Consider the following 17,961-nt stretch of genomic DNA (forward strand, 5'->3'; position numbering starts at 1 on the left):
CCACTTCCCTGGGAGAGACTGAGGCTCCGGTATCAAGTCCAAAATAAACGATATACCGATTGAGTCTCAGCTTCTATTGGGTCGTCTGAAGGATGCATGTTCGTGAGGTCAAATCCGATGGCGCTTGCCACTTCCTATATGTCTGGGAACTCTGATGAAATTACAAAAACATATAATATCCGGAGATAAAAACACAAGTATCCACGACTGTATGTACATAACCGAGTCAGAATGGCTTTCTAATTTAATCGTTAATCTATATTTCTTATTATATAAGAACCCACGTTCCCGTTCAAGAGATTGTTTTGAAAACAATTCCTGAGGATGAGCAGATTCACGTTACTTATACAGCTTGGTCCAGGCCAGGCCATTCGCAATGCACAGCACAACCATATACGCCACCATGCCATAAGGGACCAGGCTGCTTGCATAATGTAAACCGCCTAATCCGCCAATCACGAAGAAAAACAACAGCACCCACCAGCCATCTTTCTGTTGAGTGGCACTAAACGATTGAGAGAACGGTGGTTGCCTCAGTACTGCTTTGGCTGTCAACGGAATTAACAATAGGCCGGTAAGCAAAATGACAAGAATGTCCGGCAAAATCCGTATGCCGAAGACAAGCAGAAATACGATAGCATTGATGCTGAACAGGGGGACGAACATTTTGACCCCAAAAGCTTTTAATGCCCCTCTGAATAAAGGTGCCATGCTTGTTAACGGGGCTGAGCCAAATAACCAGAATGCCTTAGGCTTGCCTGAGAATTTTAACATCATCACAACGGTAACAATCATGACTAGCATGCCATGCAGCACGTAATACGATGAGCTTGTGCCGATTTCCGATAAGGAGGTGGTGCGGATCATAGAGAAAAAAAACAAATAAGGCAGCAGTACGGACAAACCGAGCGTAGGATATACCTTAAGCTTAAATTCCCTCTCATTCTTTAGCATGCTAGCAGATAACCGGAAACACGCCTGCTCCTGTTGTGACTGGCACACCAGTCGGGCCACAAATCGATCGAACCGTCCTCGTTCCCGTCCTTTTCCTGCTTCATTGTGAGCCAGCTTCTCTAAGTGCTGCTCAAAGGAAGGAATAAAGCGAAAATAGACTGTTATAAGCAAAATTGGGACAAGCACAGCGATCAATGAAAGAACAGTCAACCAACCGCTTCCCTCGCCAAACAACCACTCGTATGGAGCCGCATACCACACGGGCGGAAGCAGAATCTGCCACCATGCCGGCGTAAACACCAACTTGAAATCAATCAGATCAAAGGAACGAATAACAAATTGATAGCCAATCGCCAGTGTTGCGGATAGGCCAATCTGTACATAATTGATCAGATCCTTCAGCTTCTCGCCGTCCCAATATTTGAGCAGCACCAGATAAATCAAGGATGTACTCACCAAAATTAGCATATTCATCAGAATCAACTCAATGACATAGATCAGGAAGAACAATATGCCATGTTTGATCAAACCGACAACGAGGGAGCCGGCCGAAAGCGCGCCCGTTAGCAGCAGCAAATAGATTCCAGCATGAATAGATCTCGCCAAACCGACCGTACGACCATCAATCGGCTTTGTCATTAAAATGCTGCGATCTCGCACATCCAGCAGCACGGATGAGAAATCCGAAATCATCGAAGTCATAATTAGAAACATGAGAATTGCAGATAAAATGCTCATCGGCATCAAATATTCCGGGTCACTCCAGAACACAAAGGGCGTCAGAACGAGCCCAATTAAGCCATACATCCAGAGGGAGCTGACAAACAAGTTCTTGTCCTGCTCTTCTTTATGCCGCTTGCTTGAGGCCAATATGACTGGAACCCGTCTTGAGTCCATCAGCAGCTTGACATGCAGAATCCGCCGCAGTGTTTCATAGTTGACCCCCATTCTCGAGATGATCCCTTGAAATCGATCCAGGAGCTTCAGCATCCGAAATTCGGTTCCCTGCATATCAGCTCTCCCCCCGAACGATGGATACAAACCTCTCTGCAATACGGGCATGATCATGAAAGCCTGTCAGCTGATTAAACACCTCTTCAAGGGTTCCTTCCTGGGAATGCTGCTGCAGCTCTTTAAACGTTCCGTCTGCCACCACCCGGCTGTCAGCAAGCAGAATGATCCGGCTGCTGATTTTCTCAACCACATCCATGATATGGGACGAATAAAAAATCGTTTTGCCTTGAGCCGACAACTGAGCCAGTACCTCTTTGACGACCATAACGCTGTTTGCATCCAGCCCGCTTAAAGGCTCATCAAGAAACAACAGATCAGGGTCATGCAGCAAGCTTGAGATCAGCAGTACTTTTTGGCGCATACCTTTAGAGAAGGTAGCGATCCTGGAATGGTAGGCTTTTTCCATATCAAAGCACTCCATCAATTGTTTCGCCTTATAATCAGCAGCATCATAAGATAGTCCATACAATTCGCCTATAAAAGTCAGATACTCGGCAGCCGTTAATTGATCGTACAGTTCCGCCACCTCGGGCACATACCCAATTCTCCGTTTATAATCGATATTCCCATCAGAAATATCCTGACCGAATATACGGACCGTTCCGGTGTACCCTTCAACCAATCCAAGCATAATCTTTACCGTAGTGCTCTTTCCTGCACCATTCGGACCGATATACCCAATCATCTCGCCGCGGCGTACTTCCAGATCAATACCATTCAACACATAACGATTATCATACTTCATTCGAAGGTCTTGAATCGATAATACTTCCTCTTCGGCCATGTTTATATTGATTCTCCCATTCTCGCTTTGTCTTTACATACACCTACCTTATTATGGAAGACCGCGAAAATCAACCATTGGATATGTACTCTTCCTGTAAAATCCCCATGTGCAGTATGTCATGCCATGCGCCATTTCGGTATAAGCTCTGTCTTGAACTGCCTTCATGGACAAACCCAATATGCTCATATAGCTTGATCGCTTTATGGTTAAAAGAAAACACTCGCAGGCTTACCCGGTGCAGATTCAGCTCCAAAAAAGCATAATCGAGTAAAAGCGTCATCGCTTCAGAACCATATCCTTTGCCCCAAGAAGTCTTTTCGCCAATGTCGATGATGCACTCCGCATTCCGGTTCTTGGTATCGATATGAATCAATGACATGATGCCGATCGGTCTGCCGGTATCCTTCAACAGGATCAGATAGCTCTTCGAGGAGGAAGAGCCCAGGATCACATGCTGAACGAAGTCCTTTGTTTCCTCCAGTTGATAAGCATCCAGGCAAGGACTGGTGGATTGCATCACTTCGAGATCATTACGCCAAGTATGATACAGCTCCGCGTCATTCATCGTCATTTTTCGACATGTCAATCTAGCAGAATTAAATAGCATCAAAAAGCACCCTTTCTATAATCATGATTCTATTATTATAGGATTTAACATTGCGCAGAGAGATTGAATGAATGTTTCCAGTTGCTCCGGCACGCAAGTCACGGTCGGTCCGAGCTGGAAGGTATCCAGCATGAGTCCGTTTAGAAACGAAATCATATACCGCGCTATGGCTTCCGGTTCCAATCGGGGCCGAAACTCCCCTTGCTCCCGCCCCTTCCGAATGACCCGGCCCATGGCCTCAACGGTCTGCTGATAACGTTCAATTAAATAGGGATAATCCTTCTTGGCATGAACATAAGAGGAAGACAGGAAAAATTCCGCCTTCGCCAATACAAGCGAATGCTGGATTAGCGAAATATCACCCTCCTGTTTCTGAACCCAGTCCATCAACTGATTCCATATCGGGTATTGCAGATCCGGTTCAAAAAAACGGAGCGTCTCTTGGTCATCAAAGCGCAGGACCTCTATAAATACATGCTCCACATTAACAAAATACGCATACACGGCTCCGCGGGACATGCCCGTTTCATCCATAATGTCCTGCATCACCGTGCGGGTATAGCCCTTTCTAATAAAGACACGTCTGGCTGCCGTCAAAATTTCATGTTTCTTCTCCCGTTTGTATTCCTCACTAACCCGTGGACACATGAGTCATCCCTCTCCCGACTTTTAATATCAATATCGATTCCACGAACTTCACTTCATCATAAACGACACCATTGTCGTTTTTAAACTCATTTCATTATAAACGACATCAATGTCGTTTTCAAGCAACATCCGTAATAAACACGGACAGCCTCTTGAAGAATCCCCTCCGCTCCTTATATTTCTCTTTGAAACTAACTTGTTCTATTTTTCCGCTTATGCACATTTCCGTCAACATTCGCAAATAGCTGCATATATATGGAGGAGAACGAAAAGAGGTGATCGGACATCATTAGGGGCATCAGCCGCATACTGATCTTCACCTTACTGCTGGTTTTCTTATTCCCCGTCTTATCCCATGGCGCTTCCGGACAGAAGCTGGACAGTAAGTACACCAAGTACGCGCAGTTTATCGTCATTGATAAATCCACCAACAAACTGACGTATTACGAAAAAGGCAAGCTCATAAAAACGTTTCCCGTCGCCACAGGCAAAAAAACCTCCTATACGCCGGAAGGCCTGTTCAAAATCCACGAAAAAGTGAAGAACAGACCTTACTACAAGGAAGGCATCAAGGGAGGAGACCCGCGTAATCCGCTAGGGGACCGCTGGCTCGGCATTAATGTGAAAGTAAACGGCAGAGTTAGCTACGCATACGCCATTCATGGAAACAACAACGCCAACTCGATCGGAAAGTACGTGTCAGCAGGTTGTATACGGATGCATAATAAAGACGTACGCTGGCTCTACGACAAAGTGAAAATGAATACCCCCGTCCTCATCCAAAAATAAGAGCGCAAAAAGCCAAACACATAGATGTGTCTGGCTTTTTTAAATTTGCGTTTACGATCCATATTCCGCTCCGAATTCAATAATATTGCGGTCTGGATCCAGTACGAAAATTTGCGCAAAACCGGCAACGCTGTCGGGATTAGCCACATACTCAACGTCCATTCGGTCCAGCCATTCCTTCGTTTCGCGGTAACTTTTCACCCAGATTGAGAAATGCCCGTCCGTCGTATCGATTCCGCGCTCCCGCAACGTATCACTAATCGGATGCTCCAGCAGGTGGAGCTGCTGGTCTCCGACAGCGTACCAGACACCCTTGGAGGCAAACGGCGGTCGCGGCAGCTCCTGAAACCTCAGCACCTCCGAGTAAAACACCTTTGCTTTCTTCAGATCGCGCACCGCCAAGCTAACATGATGAAGCCTTTCAAATTGAATCATGAATCACACCCCCAGGTATGTAACTTTATTCTAAAGGATACCTTATACATATATAACATGAATCAACCATCTAAGGGGGGAGTTTACCATCGACATCCATTCGGAGGAATATAAAATCGCCTCACTCAATGGGAATGAAGGTACCTTGAAAGCGATTGAAGACGCTGAGACCAAGATTGCCGAGCTTACAGGCAAAGAGATCACGCTAATTGCCTACGAGAAAGACCAGATCCAAGAGAAGAATCAATAATTAAGCCAAGTAAAATAAAGAGCTGCCCTCCAACCGTCCGCTGATAAAGACCAAGGGAGAGCAGCTTCTTCATTATAGAAAGGAGGATGCGGTCACAGCAGCTTGATAGGTTACATTAACCTCCAGCGGTTTATCAGTTAGACCATTCTGATCAAAGAGCAGCCGCTCGGCTTCAAGTTCCTCAATCTGATCAATGTGACCCTCCACATAATCCGCAATTCGATCCTGCGTGGAAGAAATCCGTGCGAATAGTCCCCCGTAGCGGAGATCAAGTACTTCCCAGCCAAAAGGCTTATATGTGCTCATCCACAATCTTCGATGCGAAATACGCAGTTCCTCAATGCGCAACTTCAGTATCGATATTGGCGAATCAATCGCTGCAGCAAACTCAGCTAGCTGAGACTTATCCCCGTCGTCATGATACAACTTTCTCAAAGTGACTCCAAGTGTACTTTTTATAACGAGAACGGATGCAAGCTTCTCATAGAATTCGAATAAATGGCTAAACGGTGCTGTGAATTGTTCCTTGTTTTGCTGCCATTTCTTCTCCAGCTTGGTGTAATGGTCCGGCAGCACGGATCCCGCTTCCCCCTCCACATGCTTGTCCAGCAGTCCCAAGAGTGGATCCTGCCACAGTAAGTACTTCGAAGGATTGGCCATCCAGTGGTTTCCCTCGGATACACCAGGAACCTCATCCATATCTTTCAGAGCATTCAGGGAATCGAACAAATCCATGCCTGTACAGGCTGCAAGCCGACTCGCAAGAAGATCATCATCAACCGCTTCCCCATACCCGTGCTCTGCAAACAGTTGCAGGCCTGCAAGAATAACAAGGTGGTTGGTTTCGTTACCGTTATCCCCCCAAGCAGTGGCAATAACCTCGCGAACTCCCTTGTTCTTGGCCGCACGCAGCGCAGGCTGGCTAGTCATCCATGTCTTGCCGTTGTTAGGACTCATGCTGTTCCACATATGAATGCCGCCGGCAAATATCGGCTTGGAGCCCAGCTTTAAATGCTTTTCAAATAATCGTTCATAACCCTCCTCATCTCTGCGTCCATAATCCCAGTACACGAACTGAACGCCTTTGGGAATACGGCTCATGTTATCTTCGGAGAAATCCGCATCTACGTTGTACAGCACTCCTTGATAATCGTTGGCCAACAAATTAAAGTACATATCACTCCAGATCATCGGCTGGAGTCCGAGACGCTCCGTGATCGCCAGCACCTGGCTGACATGATCATTCATAATCTGAAAGCGGTCCTGCATCCCATTCAGTTTTAAATACTTCCCAAGACCCACCTGAAATGCCTCGTCCATTCCGATATGAATACGCTTGGAACGAAACATACTGGACACTGCAGTGATCATCTGCTCGATAAAAGCATATGTCTTCGGCTCACCAGCGAGCAAAATATCAGCATGATCCTTGATATCCGCGGCATATCCCCATTTCAGCGCTTGCTGTAAATGTCCCAGTGTCTGAATACACGGAATCATCTCAATGCCGAACAGATCAGCGTAATCATCACATTCCTTCATTTCTGAAGCTGTGTACCGTCCTCGCATATATCCAAAGTAAGGCTGGTCCTCTACCTCATAGATATCCTCCGTATACATCATCAATCCGTTCAACCCCATCAGAGCCATGTAACGGATAAACTGCTTGATTACCGGGACCTTGAGAACGCCATTGCGCGAAACGTCGAGCATCGTGCCGTTGAAATCGAATTTGGGTTCCTCCGTTATATCAAAATGCGCATCCTTCCTAGCCTGTTCCAAGAACACACCTAATGCACGGTAAAAATGTATCGTTTCTTGGTAACCGATCAAGCCCTCTCCATCCTGAAGTGATACCCGAATCGGTCCTTGTGCTTGTATCACCTGGATCTTGATGCCCTCTTCACCCGTTATTCGTATGTCTAATATTTCTGCTAGCTCGCTGATCCCTTTAACCAATGTATCCGGCAGTTTATCAAAATGAATCTTCATGTCATTCCTCCATAATCCCATTTGGGAGATGCTCCTATCCTAATGCAAATAGCAAAGCCCGATCCCTGTTATCTCGGAATCGGGCTTTTGCTGAACCGGGATTCACACAATTCCCAGTGCTATATAATGAAGTGCTTATTTAGTCGAAGCTTTAACGCCCAGTGTCACAATTTCGTGAGACTTAACCGGCAGCGTGAAGCTGTTCTGATCATCAAAGCTTTGAACTGCTCCCTCTACTTCCAGGATGGAGCTCTTATAAACGCCCTGGGATGGCAGAGAAGATTTCAACTGCAGCTCTGTATCCGCGTCTCCCATATTGAACCAACGCAGCATCAGATCCCCGGTCTTCGGATTCACTTTCATGGAAGAGAACGCAAGTTCATCATGGCTCCATTCAAGCGGTGCAGAAGTCGAGGTAACGGCTCCCGCGTGGACACCAGTCTGTGCAGCTGTCCATGGGATTTGGAACTGGTAAGCCTCGGCGTATGCGCCTGACTTCATGCCGTCGCCCTGATGCGGAATGACCTCCATACGTACGGTATGAACGCCGATGCATTGCGCTTCAGGTGTAGGGAAGTACCCCCAGTCACCGAGCTCTCCTACGCAGCGAAGCAATGTAACAGCGATGGTATTCCGGCCATCACGCAGAACTTCATATTCATTCAGGCCTTGGTTCGCTACCGTCAATCCTGCAGAAGCCGTCGCAACGTCAACGAATGCTTGCTGGTGAGCCGTATAACTTGGATTCTCCCATTCAGCAGCAGGTTCGTTAGCACGTGTTGCCACTTCAAACATGGAATCTACATGATGAGACGATGTCTCCAGATCGGTTGGGAACAATGCACGCACACGATGATCCTTCGCCTGATTATCCATCGTCGCTTCAATCTCTACGCCTTTGCCGCTGCGGTTCAGACTGACCACGGTGCGAATGCGAAGTTCCACCATTTCACTCGATCTTTGCGCTTTGCGGTTCGGATAATAGATAAGCTCATGCTGCTCTTCGTCCAGCTTGCTGTCCGCCATAGCCGGGATGGACCAGTTATGAACGATTTCAATGGATGCACGATAAGGTGTATCCTCCAGCACGGAAATTTGGGCAGTTAGGCCTTTAGTGGTCAATGCCGTTTCGCCATCCGGCTGCTTGTACATATATTCGTTACCGATATCTCCGGTATCTTCATAGACACCCAGATCACGGTATACTTGTCCGTTCTTCTTATCTGTCAGAGTGAAGGAGCCGTCTACTTCGATCTCGACCTTGATCAGCTCATTCTCCATCACATTAGCATCGGTGATTAAGGATTCTGCCTTGGAAGGCTTCATTTCGCTCTTCACCCACGCATAAGTTGTTAAGCCCATTGCTGGAATATCACTTGCCTCGAAAGTCAGTTTCACGCGGCGGCACATATACGGCTGGCGGAAACGATCATCCGGAAGATCATACCCGAACTGAAGTCCCAAATCCTCTACGGTGCAGGCAATAGCTTCACCTTGAGCATTGACCAGCACGCGGCCACTCAAATCGACTTCCTTCATCCGGCCACTGGTCTCCTCCAAAGAATAACCATCCCGGAAATAGAGCCGCTTCGCATCCAGCTCGATGCTGACAGTTCCGCTGCGGGTCCATCCAGTCGTATTGAACACAACCAGCGGCAGCGGGTCCGATCCCAATTGATTGAAAACACTCGTATCTACTGCATCTGCGATCACGCGAACACTGTCGTCTACGATATTTTCCGCTACGTGGGCACTTTTCTCGAAGCGGGTGACCATCTCACGGTGAACTTCGTCCACGCTGCAGCCACAAATGCTGTCATGCGGATGATTCTGCATCAGCGTCTTCCATGCATAGGTGAACAGATGATGCGGATATTCCTTGCCCAGCAGGCTGGCATAGGATGCCAGAGGCTCGGCCACTTTTTCCAACAGGGTTTGTCCGTGCTGATTCATCTGCTTCAGGTATACACGTGCCGAGGCCGTGTTTACAAGCGTTCCCCAACCATCGGTGCGCTGGCTGCGCAGCTCTCCTTTGACAGAGGAAAGATCCTGCGGCAGCTTCTCGCGAACGGCTTTCAGGTAATCATCAAAGTTCGAATGGATAAATTCCGTATCCGGATACAGCTTCTTCGCTGTACGAATGCCTTCTGGAAGATCAGTCTGTATCGGCTGATGGTCACATCCGTTCATATAGAGCAGCTCTGGTGTGGAAGCATATTTCTCTGCATCCGCCAGTTTGCGGTCCCAGAATGCTTTTGCTTCCGCTTCATCAACGGGAACCTCGTTACCGTTACTGTACCAGTTGGCAAACAGAATGCCCAGCACCTTCGAGCCGTCCGGACCTTCCCACATCAGCTCTGAGAATGAAGATTCATAGCCGCTGTCGGAGACGGTATTGTTAAAGCCCGTTGGCTTAACACCCCGGCCGAAGAAGGCATTATCAATGCCGGATTGAAGCATCAGCTGCGGAATTTGTCCTGTAAGTCCAAATGTATCCGGGAAATATCCGATTTTGGCAACCGTTCCATAACGCTCTGCATCCTGGTGCCCGATCTGCATATTTCTTACGTTGGCTTCACTGCTTGTCAGGAAAGCATCCTGCAGAATGTACCAAGGTCCAATAATAATACGTCCATCAGTGATCAGCTTCTCAAGCTGTTCTTTTTTCTCCGGTCTCACCTGCAAATAATCTTCTATAATGATGGTCTGGCCATCAAGGAAAAAGCTGCGGTATTCCGAGTCCTTCTCCATCGTCTCAAGCAAGCTGTCCATGAGCTCGATCAGTCTTACATGGTGTTTTTCATACGGTAGATACCATTCGCGGTCCCAGTGAGTATGAGAGATAATATGTGCTTTTCTGGATTGATCCATCTCTACGTCGTCCCCCTTATGTTAGCCTTTCGCTGCGATGATTTCGACCTCATCCGGACGGTACACGGACAACAGGCTGCCGCTCGCATCAACTGCGAACAGAACCGAACGGTCCGCTTCTAGCACGAATGAATACGTACAACCCGTCGCTGTATCCTTCACTTCGATGTTTGTATCCCATGATTGCTCTGAGCTGAATACGAAGAGTGTTCCTTCTTCAAACAAAACCTTGCGACCATACACGCCGGAGAGTTCTCCGCCCTGATCCCACTCCATTCCCGTATCGGCAGTGGAAAGCTCCAATGCATATCGGTACAAAGCAGAAGTGGTATCGATCCGGTCATTCAGTTCAACAGGAAGCGGACTCCACAGAAGTCGACCAGCACCCAGCTTCACGTCCACGACGGAGTCGCCGGCGACATCTGCCGGTTTCGCTGCGCTGCCTTCCGGAATTTCTTTGCTTAGCTCGGCAATCTTCCGATGACCGTATGAAGCTGAGAAAGAAAGGTCTCCGATACGCACGCTTTCTTCACGGCGCACATTCACCAGCTTCCGCTCACCCAGTTGCTCCGATAACCGATCGACCTGATGCCAGTATGCATCTATCGAAATAGGGCCCGTAAGCAGCAGGGTAGCTCCTGTTTCCTTCACGATCGCAATCAGTTCGGCAAACGCCTGGTCATCCACATTGTGGGCGCTTGGCAGAATAATGAATTTTACCGGATTGCTGCGCAGCGAGCTTAAATCGTACTCACCTACAGCACGGAATGGCACATTGAGCTCATAAGCAAGTGCACGCGTTGCCTTCGTCGTTGCTTCAAATGCAAGCTTTCGGTTAGAGAAATCGTTCGAATAAGGGAAGATTACCGCAGTCTCTTCCAGCTTGCGCCCTTTGAAAATGTCACGGATTTCTTCCATAAACGTGCCGAAATCATAGGACACATCTGCTTCCGGCTTCTCTGTACCGTCAGCGCGTACCGCTCCGATATGCGATTCGTTGGCATTATCCATATAGAAATTCGTGTTCCAGATCCAATGAATCGCTCCGGCTCCCCCTGTAGAGAAGGCATACGCATATTTGCGTTCCAGCAGATTCCGCAGCTCGGCTTCGCTTCGTTTCGCCCGGCCATCCGGTGTCTCCACGTACATGATGCCCGTTTCCTGAATCAGGTTCGGTTTATCCGGCGTTTTGGCAAATATGCCGTCCCAGATCAAGTAGTCGTTTAACCACCAAGAATGGACCGTTGTATAATCTACGGCTTCAGCGTAGAAGAATGGAGATGGACGTTGTGCGCCAAGCGCCTCGTCCTGTCCAACGGTAACCATATGATCAGGACATACCTGTTTGATATCATCGTATAATTCCTTGGCCCAGCGGTTATGCATGTCCATGGAGAACAGTACATAATCGAGCCACTGAGCTCCTTTTTTTCCTTGGTGCATATCTTGAACGTCAAAATTTATAGCTTGCGGATCTGGAGGAAGGGCGGCCTCAAAGCTCGGCAGCTGATCGGCTGTCATATTCCAGCGCTCCTGCAGGAGCTCAATCGAGCCGTGACGTTTCTTCAGCCAGTCAATATAAGCCTGTTTCTCATATGGATCCTTCGACGAGCGCGGCCCATCCGAGAAAATCTGCGGCGGATCAAACATGGACGGCTCGTTAATCAGATCCCAGTCCACATTCTTCGTGTCTTTATGTCTCGTTATGATGGAACGAATGAAACGCTTCTGTGCTTCCACGCTTCGCGGATCAAGATAAGGATTCTGGCCTTCCCACGTCTCCGGCGTGAAGGAGAAGAAGGTAAACGTAACCTGAAGATCATGCTTCTTCGCCGTTAACAGGAAAGCGTCAATCGAACGCAGAACCTCTTCGGAAGCATGCCCGTCCACCTGCATGATATTGCGGTATGCCGTCCAGATACCGGTGCGGATCCAGTTAATGCCTGCATTCCGCATTTGTGCCATATCGCGATCCCATACATCTGTGTTCGGAAGGAACAGGAATTTGCGCGCGACATCCGATGTCATATACGTCATACCGACAACCGGCAGCGGACGTCCGTCCTTGATGAAGTAATCCCGGTTACAGGTTACCGGAGTTCCTGATTGCAGAAGCTGCGGATCATCACCCCAGAACCCTTGTCTCAGCGTGCGGATTTCTCCATCCGGACCTTCAGCTTCACACACCACACGATAAGCTCCCGGCTTGATATCAAGCTCTACCGGGATGCGCTGCACTTGAAATTGTCCACTCACATCCATCGCCACGGTATGATCCCATGATAAAGATTCATCCTGATCATGCTTCACACTGATACGGAACATCCAGCTCTGTGGTTCATGCTCTGGCCGTTTGCCACCAAGATATTGGGACTGCAAAGTCAGAATGGCACGCTCGCCGGACTCGTAAGTTGCATAATTTGGTTTAATCCACAGCTCTGTAATACCTTTAGAGCTGAATGCCGCCCAGCGACGTACTTCTTCTGCTCCATCTTGTTGCCAGAAAGAAGTGGAGAGAGGCTGATTCACAAACAGCCAGCGACCTCCCAAGAAAGGACCGCCAACGTTCTCCCACAGAACCACAGGAGCCGAGACTTCTCTCCCATTCGCTGTTCTGCCCTTGAGAAGTGGATAAATCCGGGTATCCATCGGACCCGCAGAACCCATCTGGTGCGGCAGATCACTGCTTTTAGTGACATGAGGAACCAGGTTCCACGTATCACGAATGGATAATCGCTCGCGGCTGCTCTCCAGAAGCGGAATCAAATCGCTTGCAATCATATGATCTACACGCCCGCTGTCTACTGGCAGCACTTCATGAATATGGAGCTGCTGGTGGTAGGCCGTCTGTTCATGTTCCACGACCCAAGCGCCTTCCTCCTTACGGACAGGGCGTTTGAAAGGAGCGCCACCAATGCTTACCAGGCCGCCCCCTCCCTTTAGAAAATCAAGGATCGAGCTCCAGGCTGATTTAGGGAAGTAAGGCGCATGCAGATTGACAAAGCTTGCGGCTTGTCCTCCTGCTGATTCCAGCGTTTCAGCCAGATTATCTCCATTGCATACCACATCAAATGCCCGCAGAGCTTCAGCATTTACCGGCAAACCGGCAGCTTCTGCTGCCGGAAAGGACGGGTCGTAAAATGCAATCAGACGCCCGCTCATAGTATCCCTGCTTTCATAGCTTGATACACCAGTTGCGAGAAGAGACTGTTCGACCATGCAAACCAGGACCGTGTAAACACTTTTGGATCGTCGGCATGAAATCCTTCATGCATGAATCCGGTATCAGCATCGGTTGCTTCCAGTAGTGCGATCATCTCCAGCTTCTCTTCGGCCGTCTGAGCCGTAATTCCCTGCATCGACAAAGCCATATGCCAGATATAATCCGGCGGCGTATGCGGACTGCCGATTCCTTTGGCAACGGCACCCTCATAATAGAAAGGATTTTCCTTGCTCAGTGCAAAGCGTCTGGTGTTCTGATAGATTGGATCGTCTGCAGAGCAATATCCCAAATAAGGAATAGACATGAGTCCTGGTGTGCCTGCATCATCCATCAAGCAGTAATTGCCGTAACCGTCCGTTTCATAGGCGTAGATCGGTCCAAACTCAGGGTGGCGATAGATTCCGTACAGTTGAATCCCGTGATCCACATCGGCTTCCAGGCGCTTCAGCTCATCCAGCAGCTTCATATCACGGAATACCCATTCAGCGAATTCCTGCATTTGACGCAGTGCGACCACAGCGAACATATTGCCTGGAATATTGTAATGGAAATCGCAGGCATCGTCGCTTGAACGGAAGCCGGACCAGATCATGCCCGTATAGTTGACCGGCATGCCGAGACCATGATTGCGCAAGGAATCGGTAGGAATACCATTATCCCGCGTGAAGCGGTATGGCGATTGCTCGAAATGATGCTGTTCAGTTTTAAACAGCTCGATGATTTTGATCATCGCTGCTTTGAAGTTGGCATCAAACACATCTGTAAGGCCAGTTTCCTTCCAGTACAGGTAAGCCAAGCGAACGGAGAAGCAAAGCGAATCGATTTCGAATTTGCGCTCCCATACCCATGGAGACATATCCGTTTCGTCAGTCGTGTTCCAGTGCCAGTCGTTTGCAGATTCATTGAAGGCGTTGGCGTAAGGGTCAATAAGAATATATTGAAAATGGCGTTTGATCAACCCGCTAATAATTCGTTGAAGCTGGGAATCATTCTTGGCAAACGGAATGTAATGAATCACCTGTTCTACCGAATCACGCAGCCACATGGCTGGAATGTCACCGGTAATCACAAATGTCGTGCCGTCCTCCATCAATTTCGTTGTCGTTTCCAGCGTGTTCGGGAAACAGTTTTTGAACAGCTGAAGCAGCTTGGGACGATGTGCCAGCTTCTCTTCAGCCTCTTGCAAAACTGCCTGAATGGATTGCGGCAGCTCTAGCTCCGGCATTGGGATTTTGGGGAGTCTGAATTGTTCCATGGTTGTTCTGGCTCCTTTGACTAAGTAAGTTGTGTAGTTAGTTTGATGGTTTTAATCTCATACGGCAAAAATTGAAGGCTTAACCTTCCTTTATCCGTATCCAGTTGCTCGAGTTCTTCTTCCAATGCGTTGGAGAGATAGACTCTTTCACAAGAATAAGGCCAACTCAAGGTCGCTTCATCTCTGCCCCCAGCAGACTCATACATCCGAAGGATATATCCTGAACCATCCTCTGCTGGTTTAACGGTATCCAGTATAACATGCTGGCTCTCGAATGGGATAACGGAATGGACGGAAGGCAAAGATCCCTTCTTCGGACTGGTCCTAACATAAGGCAGCTCATGATTCAGCTCGGCAGCTTTACGAACGATAGCAGCACTTCTCCAGTCTCCCAGATGTGGGTATAGAGAATACGTGAACTCATGCTCTCCCAAGTCTGCCGTGATATCAGGCCACTTCGGTGCGCGCAGCAGAGACAATCGAATCGTGCTGTCCTGGATGTCATATCCGTACTTACAATCATTAAGAAGGCTGACACCGTAACCATGCTCCGACACATCCGCAAAGCGATGCCCGCAAACCTCATATTGCGCCTGCTCCCAGCTTGTATTGCGATGAGTCGGTCTCTCAATCGTACCGAAAGGAATTTCATAGGTTGCCTTATCAGTAACAACGCCAACAGGAAATCCGACTTTCAGCAGTTTATGTGATTCATTCCAGCTGACATGCGTCTTGAAGTCGATTCGCCGGTTATCATGATACAGAATCATATCCTGTGTGATCTCCGAGTTATGCAAGCGCCAGCGAAAACGCAGGACGTCCTGTACTTCTCCCGCAAGCAGGAGCTTCTTCTCAATCAGCTCGGCTTCGCCGGCCGCTTGCTCTTCATACCGGGTATCAATGTCCCATGCATCCCACAGTGTCGGACGGTCATGGAAAAAGTGAAAACGGTTCCCGGCTTCTCCTGGCTTGATTACTTCCCGGTGAGCCTCTTTATCCCATAGGCTGACGATCTCGCCGCGATCATTAAAGCTGATTTTGTAAAACTCTGTCTCCCAAGAGTCTTTGAATACCACAGCGGAATCCCTCACCGCTCTTTCATTTCGTGCCAGCGGCTTCAACCAGATCGTCTTATATCCAAAAGCCGGGATACTGCGAACCAGCACACTTATGCGGTGCGGCGCTTCCTCGCTTGCTGCTGTTTGGATATCGTACTGCTGCAACGATCCTTCCGAATCATAAGGAGCAAGCCCCTGCTCGGCCTCAATCGAAATGACGGCATCTCTGCCCCATCCAAGGCCATTAAAAATGACATATGGAATACCTTCCCCTTCTGTATCGGCCTGGTCTGCCAATACCTGAAGCCCATCATCCAGGCAATGATTTCCATTACGGAATACCTCTGTGTATTCCTTCTCAGATGTGATGTAAGACTCCGTAATCGCAGAGCCTGGAATGATATCGTGAAACTGGTTCAGCAGGATCAGCTTCCAACCATCCTGCAGCTGGCTGACAATCCCTAGCTTCTTCTCGTTGTCCATAGATGGGAATGCCAAGGAGTTCCATAACTCTGCTTCCCGGTACAGAATTTCCGCTTTCCGGTTATGACGCTTGTTCCGCGCATGCGTCGTATAGGTGCCGCGATGAAGCTCAAGGTATAAGTCCCCTCTCCACTTAGGCAGCTTCTGCTTGGCATCTTCAATCCCGCTGAAAAAATCAGCAGCCGTGCTGTACTTGCTGGCCGGTTGTCCAACCATCAGCTCGGAACGATCAATATATTCAAGCATTTCCCGGGTTACCCCGCCGCCACCGTCACCGTGTCCATAAAGCAGCATCTGTTCCGGATGGACGGCTCTTTGGCGGTAGGATTGCCAATGGTCATGGACGTCTTTAGGCAGTGTGTTCTCATTCACGCCGTGGTTCAGATAAGATAACATTGGTGTCCCGTCAATCCCGACCCAATGGAACAGATCATACGGGAACACATTCGTGTCGTTCCAGCCAAGCTTGGTTGTCATAAAATAACGAATGCCGCCATGCTTCAAGATCTGGGGCAGTGATGCACAATATCCGAATGTATCCGGCAGCCATTCGATATGAGACGTCAAACCGAACTCTTCAAGATAAAAGCGCTGCCCGTACAGCATTTGACGCATCAGGGACTCCCCGCTCGGAATGTTCAAGTCCGGTTCGACCCACATTCCGCCGACCAGCTCCCAGCGTCCTTCCTTAATTCTGCTCTTCACTCTCTCGTACAGTTCAGGATCGTGATCCTTCAGAAATTGGTACAGTAGAGGCTGGCTCTGCGCGTACTTGAAATCGGGATATTCATTCATCAGGGCATCCATGGATGAAAAGGTGCGGCTTGTTTTTCGCACCGTTTCCCGGACAGGCCATAACCAGGCGATGTCAATATGCGACTGGCCCACCATATGCTCGGTGCCTTCGGCATGGCCACCAATGGCAGTAACTGTCTGTTTCAGCTCCTGCTCGATTTCGGTTATCTTAACTCCATCCCGGATGGCGGCGTCATCCAGGCTGACAAAGCGGTCCATCGCCTGATACAGCGCCTCCATTAAGCGGAAGCGCTGCATATCGCTTTCCTGCAGCAGGATAAGCGAATCCCGAATTACGGTTGCGGTATACATCAGGCTCTGGACTGGCTTGTTCACCTGGACCAGCATACTTTGTATGCGAGTAATAGGGGGCTGAATGACAGCCTGCTGATTCAGCGGATCCACTGGTTCCGGAATGGGATCATACAGTTCGATCTCCAGCTCCATGTTCATGCCGGTCCGCTTCGGGTCGAGCGTAACGAAGGTATGATTACGATCCAAGCCTTGATAAGACATACCGTTAATGCGCAGCAGTCCTTCGCCTCCCGAATGGAACACAAGACCAAGCGCTCCATCTGCCCAATTCGCAGGAATTCCAAGATTCATCCGGAAGAAATAGGTTGTCCCCTGCGTGCTTGGGAATCTGTTGAAGTCATGCCCCTCTGTATATGGAGCCGTATCTTCATACACACCGGGAACCATGTAAGTGGTCCGGGTAATATCCCACTCTCTAAGCTCCATTGATTCAAGCCACTGCCGCTCCGACAGTTCGCGTATAAAACGTCGAACGCGTTCCATTC

Annotated in this window: 12 protein-coding genes; 1 reads left to right on the plus strand and 11 read right to left on the minus strand. The window is 48.8% G+C overall.

From position 1 onward, the window contains the following. Positions 1 to 339: 339 nt before the first annotated feature. The 5 genes from ABEQ74_RS20370 to ABEQ74_RS20390 form a co-directional block, all read right to left on the minus strand. Positions 340 to 1,965 carry a hypothetical protein gene (locus ABEQ74_RS20370; RefSeq protein ID WP_430123956.1) on the minus strand — a complete coding sequence of 542 codons (1,626 nt, stop codon included), beginning with the start codon at positions 1,963 to 1,965 and terminating at the stop codon, positions 340 to 342. 1 nt (position 1,966) lies between these two features. After that, positions 1,967 to 2,752, minus strand: a complete 786-nt coding sequence (locus ABEQ74_RS20375) for an ABC transporter ATP-binding protein (RefSeq protein ID WP_430123957.1) — start codon at positions 2,750 to 2,752, stop codon at positions 1,967 to 1,969. A gap of 70 nt (positions 2,753 to 2,822) precedes the next feature. Further along, a complete protein-coding gene (locus ABEQ74_RS20380) occupies positions 2,823 to 3,362 on the minus strand; it encodes a GNAT family N-acetyltransferase (protein WP_430123958.1) in 540 nt (179 codons plus the stop codon). A gap of 21 nt (positions 3,363 to 3,383) precedes the next feature. Further along, positions 3,384 to 4,010, minus strand: coding sequence for a TetR family transcriptional regulator (locus ABEQ74_RS20385; protein ID WP_430123959.1), 627 nt, complete (start codon positions 4,008 to 4,010; stop codon positions 3,384 to 3,386). Positions 4,011 to 4,201: 191 nt separating this feature from the next. Then, positions 4,202 to 4,426, minus strand: coding sequence for a hypothetical protein (locus ABEQ74_RS20390; protein ID WP_430123960.1), 225 nt, complete (start codon positions 4,424 to 4,426; stop codon positions 4,202 to 4,204). 46 nt (positions 4,427 to 4,472) lie between these two features. Between ABEQ74_RS20390 and ABEQ74_RS20395 the strand changes: the two genes are divergently transcribed. Beyond that, positions 4,473 to 4,799: a L,D-transpeptidase gene (locus tag ABEQ74_RS20395; RefSeq protein WP_430124250.1), complete on the plus strand. Its 327-nt coding sequence runs from the start codon at positions 4,473 to 4,475 to the stop codon at positions 4,797 to 4,799. Positions 4,800 to 4,850: 51 nt separating this feature from the next. On the opposite strand, the gene ABEQ74_RS20400 is transcribed toward ABEQ74_RS20395, so the two are convergent. The 6 genes from ABEQ74_RS20400 to ABEQ74_RS20425 form a co-directional block, all read right to left on the minus strand. Continuing rightward, entirely contained in the window at positions 4,851 to 5,234 is a 384-nt protein-coding gene (locus tag ABEQ74_RS20400; RefSeq protein WP_430123961.1) for a VOC family protein, read from the minus strand. Positions 5,235 to 5,556: 322 nt separating this feature from the next. Further along, on the minus strand, positions 5,557 to 7,476 hold the full coding sequence (locus ABEQ74_RS20405) for a beta-N-acetylhexosaminidase (RefSeq protein ID WP_430123962.1): 1,920 nt from the start codon (positions 7,474 to 7,476) through the stop codon (positions 5,557 to 5,559). A 135-nt stretch (positions 7,477 to 7,611) separates the two neighbouring features. Beyond that, complete coding sequence (locus tag ABEQ74_RS20410; RefSeq protein WP_430123963.1) at positions 7,612 to 10,347, minus strand: alpha-mannosidase; 2,736 nt, start codon at positions 10,345 to 10,347, stop codon at positions 7,612 to 7,614. 21 nt (positions 10,348 to 10,368) lie between these two features. After that, entirely contained in the window at positions 10,369 to 13,509 is a 3,141-nt protein-coding gene (locus tag ABEQ74_RS20415; RefSeq protein WP_430123964.1) for a beta-galactosidase, read from the minus strand. Then, positions 13,506 to 14,825: a glycoside hydrolase family 125 protein gene (locus tag ABEQ74_RS20420; RefSeq protein ID WP_430123965.1), complete on the minus strand. Its 1,320-nt coding sequence runs from the start codon at positions 14,823 to 14,825 to the stop codon at positions 13,506 to 13,508. The genes ABEQ74_RS20415 and ABEQ74_RS20420 overlap by 4 nt, the downstream gene beginning before the upstream one ends. Before the next feature lie 20 nt (positions 14,826 to 14,845). Next, positions 14,846 to 17,959, minus strand: coding sequence for an alpha-mannosidase (locus ABEQ74_RS20425; RefSeq protein WP_430123966.1), 3,114 nt, complete (start codon positions 17,957 to 17,959; stop codon positions 14,846 to 14,848). Positions 17,960 to 17,961 lie beyond the last annotated feature (2 nt).

Origin of the sequence: Paenibacillus solani (genome assembly GCF_050475945.1) — a bacterium.
Taxonomy (GTDB): Bacteria; Bacillota; Bacilli; order Paenibacillales; family Paenibacillaceae; genus Paenibacillus_AQ; species Paenibacillus_AQ solani_A.

Coding starts and splice junctions, on each gene's coding strand:
- ABEQ74_RS20370 (WP_430123956.1), bottom strand. CDS start 1,965: ATGCAGGGAACCGAATTTCGGATGCTGAAGCTCCTGGATCGATTTCAA.
- ABEQ74_RS20375 (WP_430123957.1), bottom strand. CDS start 2,752: ATGGCCGAAGAGGAAGTATTATCGATTCAAGACCTTCGAATGAAGTAT.
- ABEQ74_RS20380 (WP_430123958.1), bottom strand. CDS start 3,362: ATGCTATTTAATTCTGCTAGATTGACATGTCGAAAAATGACGATGAAT.
- ABEQ74_RS20385 (WP_430123959.1), bottom strand. CDS start 4,010: ATGTGTCCACGGGTTAGTGAGGAATACAAACGGGAGAAGAAACATGAA.
- ABEQ74_RS20390 (WP_430123960.1), bottom strand. CDS start 4,426: ATGACGATAAACTGCGCGTACTTGGTGTACTTACTGTCCAGCTTCTGT.
- ABEQ74_RS20400 (WP_430123961.1), bottom strand. CDS start 5,234: ATGATTCAATTTGAAAGGCTTCATCATGTTAGCTTGGCGGTGCGCGAT.
- ABEQ74_RS20405 (WP_430123962.1), bottom strand. CDS start 7,476: ATGAAGATTCATTTTGATAAACTGCCGGATACATTGGTTAAAGGGATC.
- ABEQ74_RS20410 (WP_430123963.1), bottom strand. CDS start 10,347: ATGGATCAATCCAGAAAAGCACATATTATCTCTCATACTCACTGGGAC.
- ABEQ74_RS20415 (WP_430123964.1), bottom strand. CDS start 13,509: ATGAGCGGGCGTCTGATTGCATTTTACGACCCGTCCTTTCCGGCAGCA.
- ABEQ74_RS20420 (WP_430123965.1), bottom strand. CDS start 14,825: ATGGAACAATTCAGACTCCCCAAAATCCCAATGCCGGAGCTAGAGCTG.
- ABEQ74_RS20425 (WP_430123966.1), bottom strand. CDS start 17,959: ATGGAACGCGTTCGACGTTTTATACGCGAACTGTCGGAGCGGCAGTGG.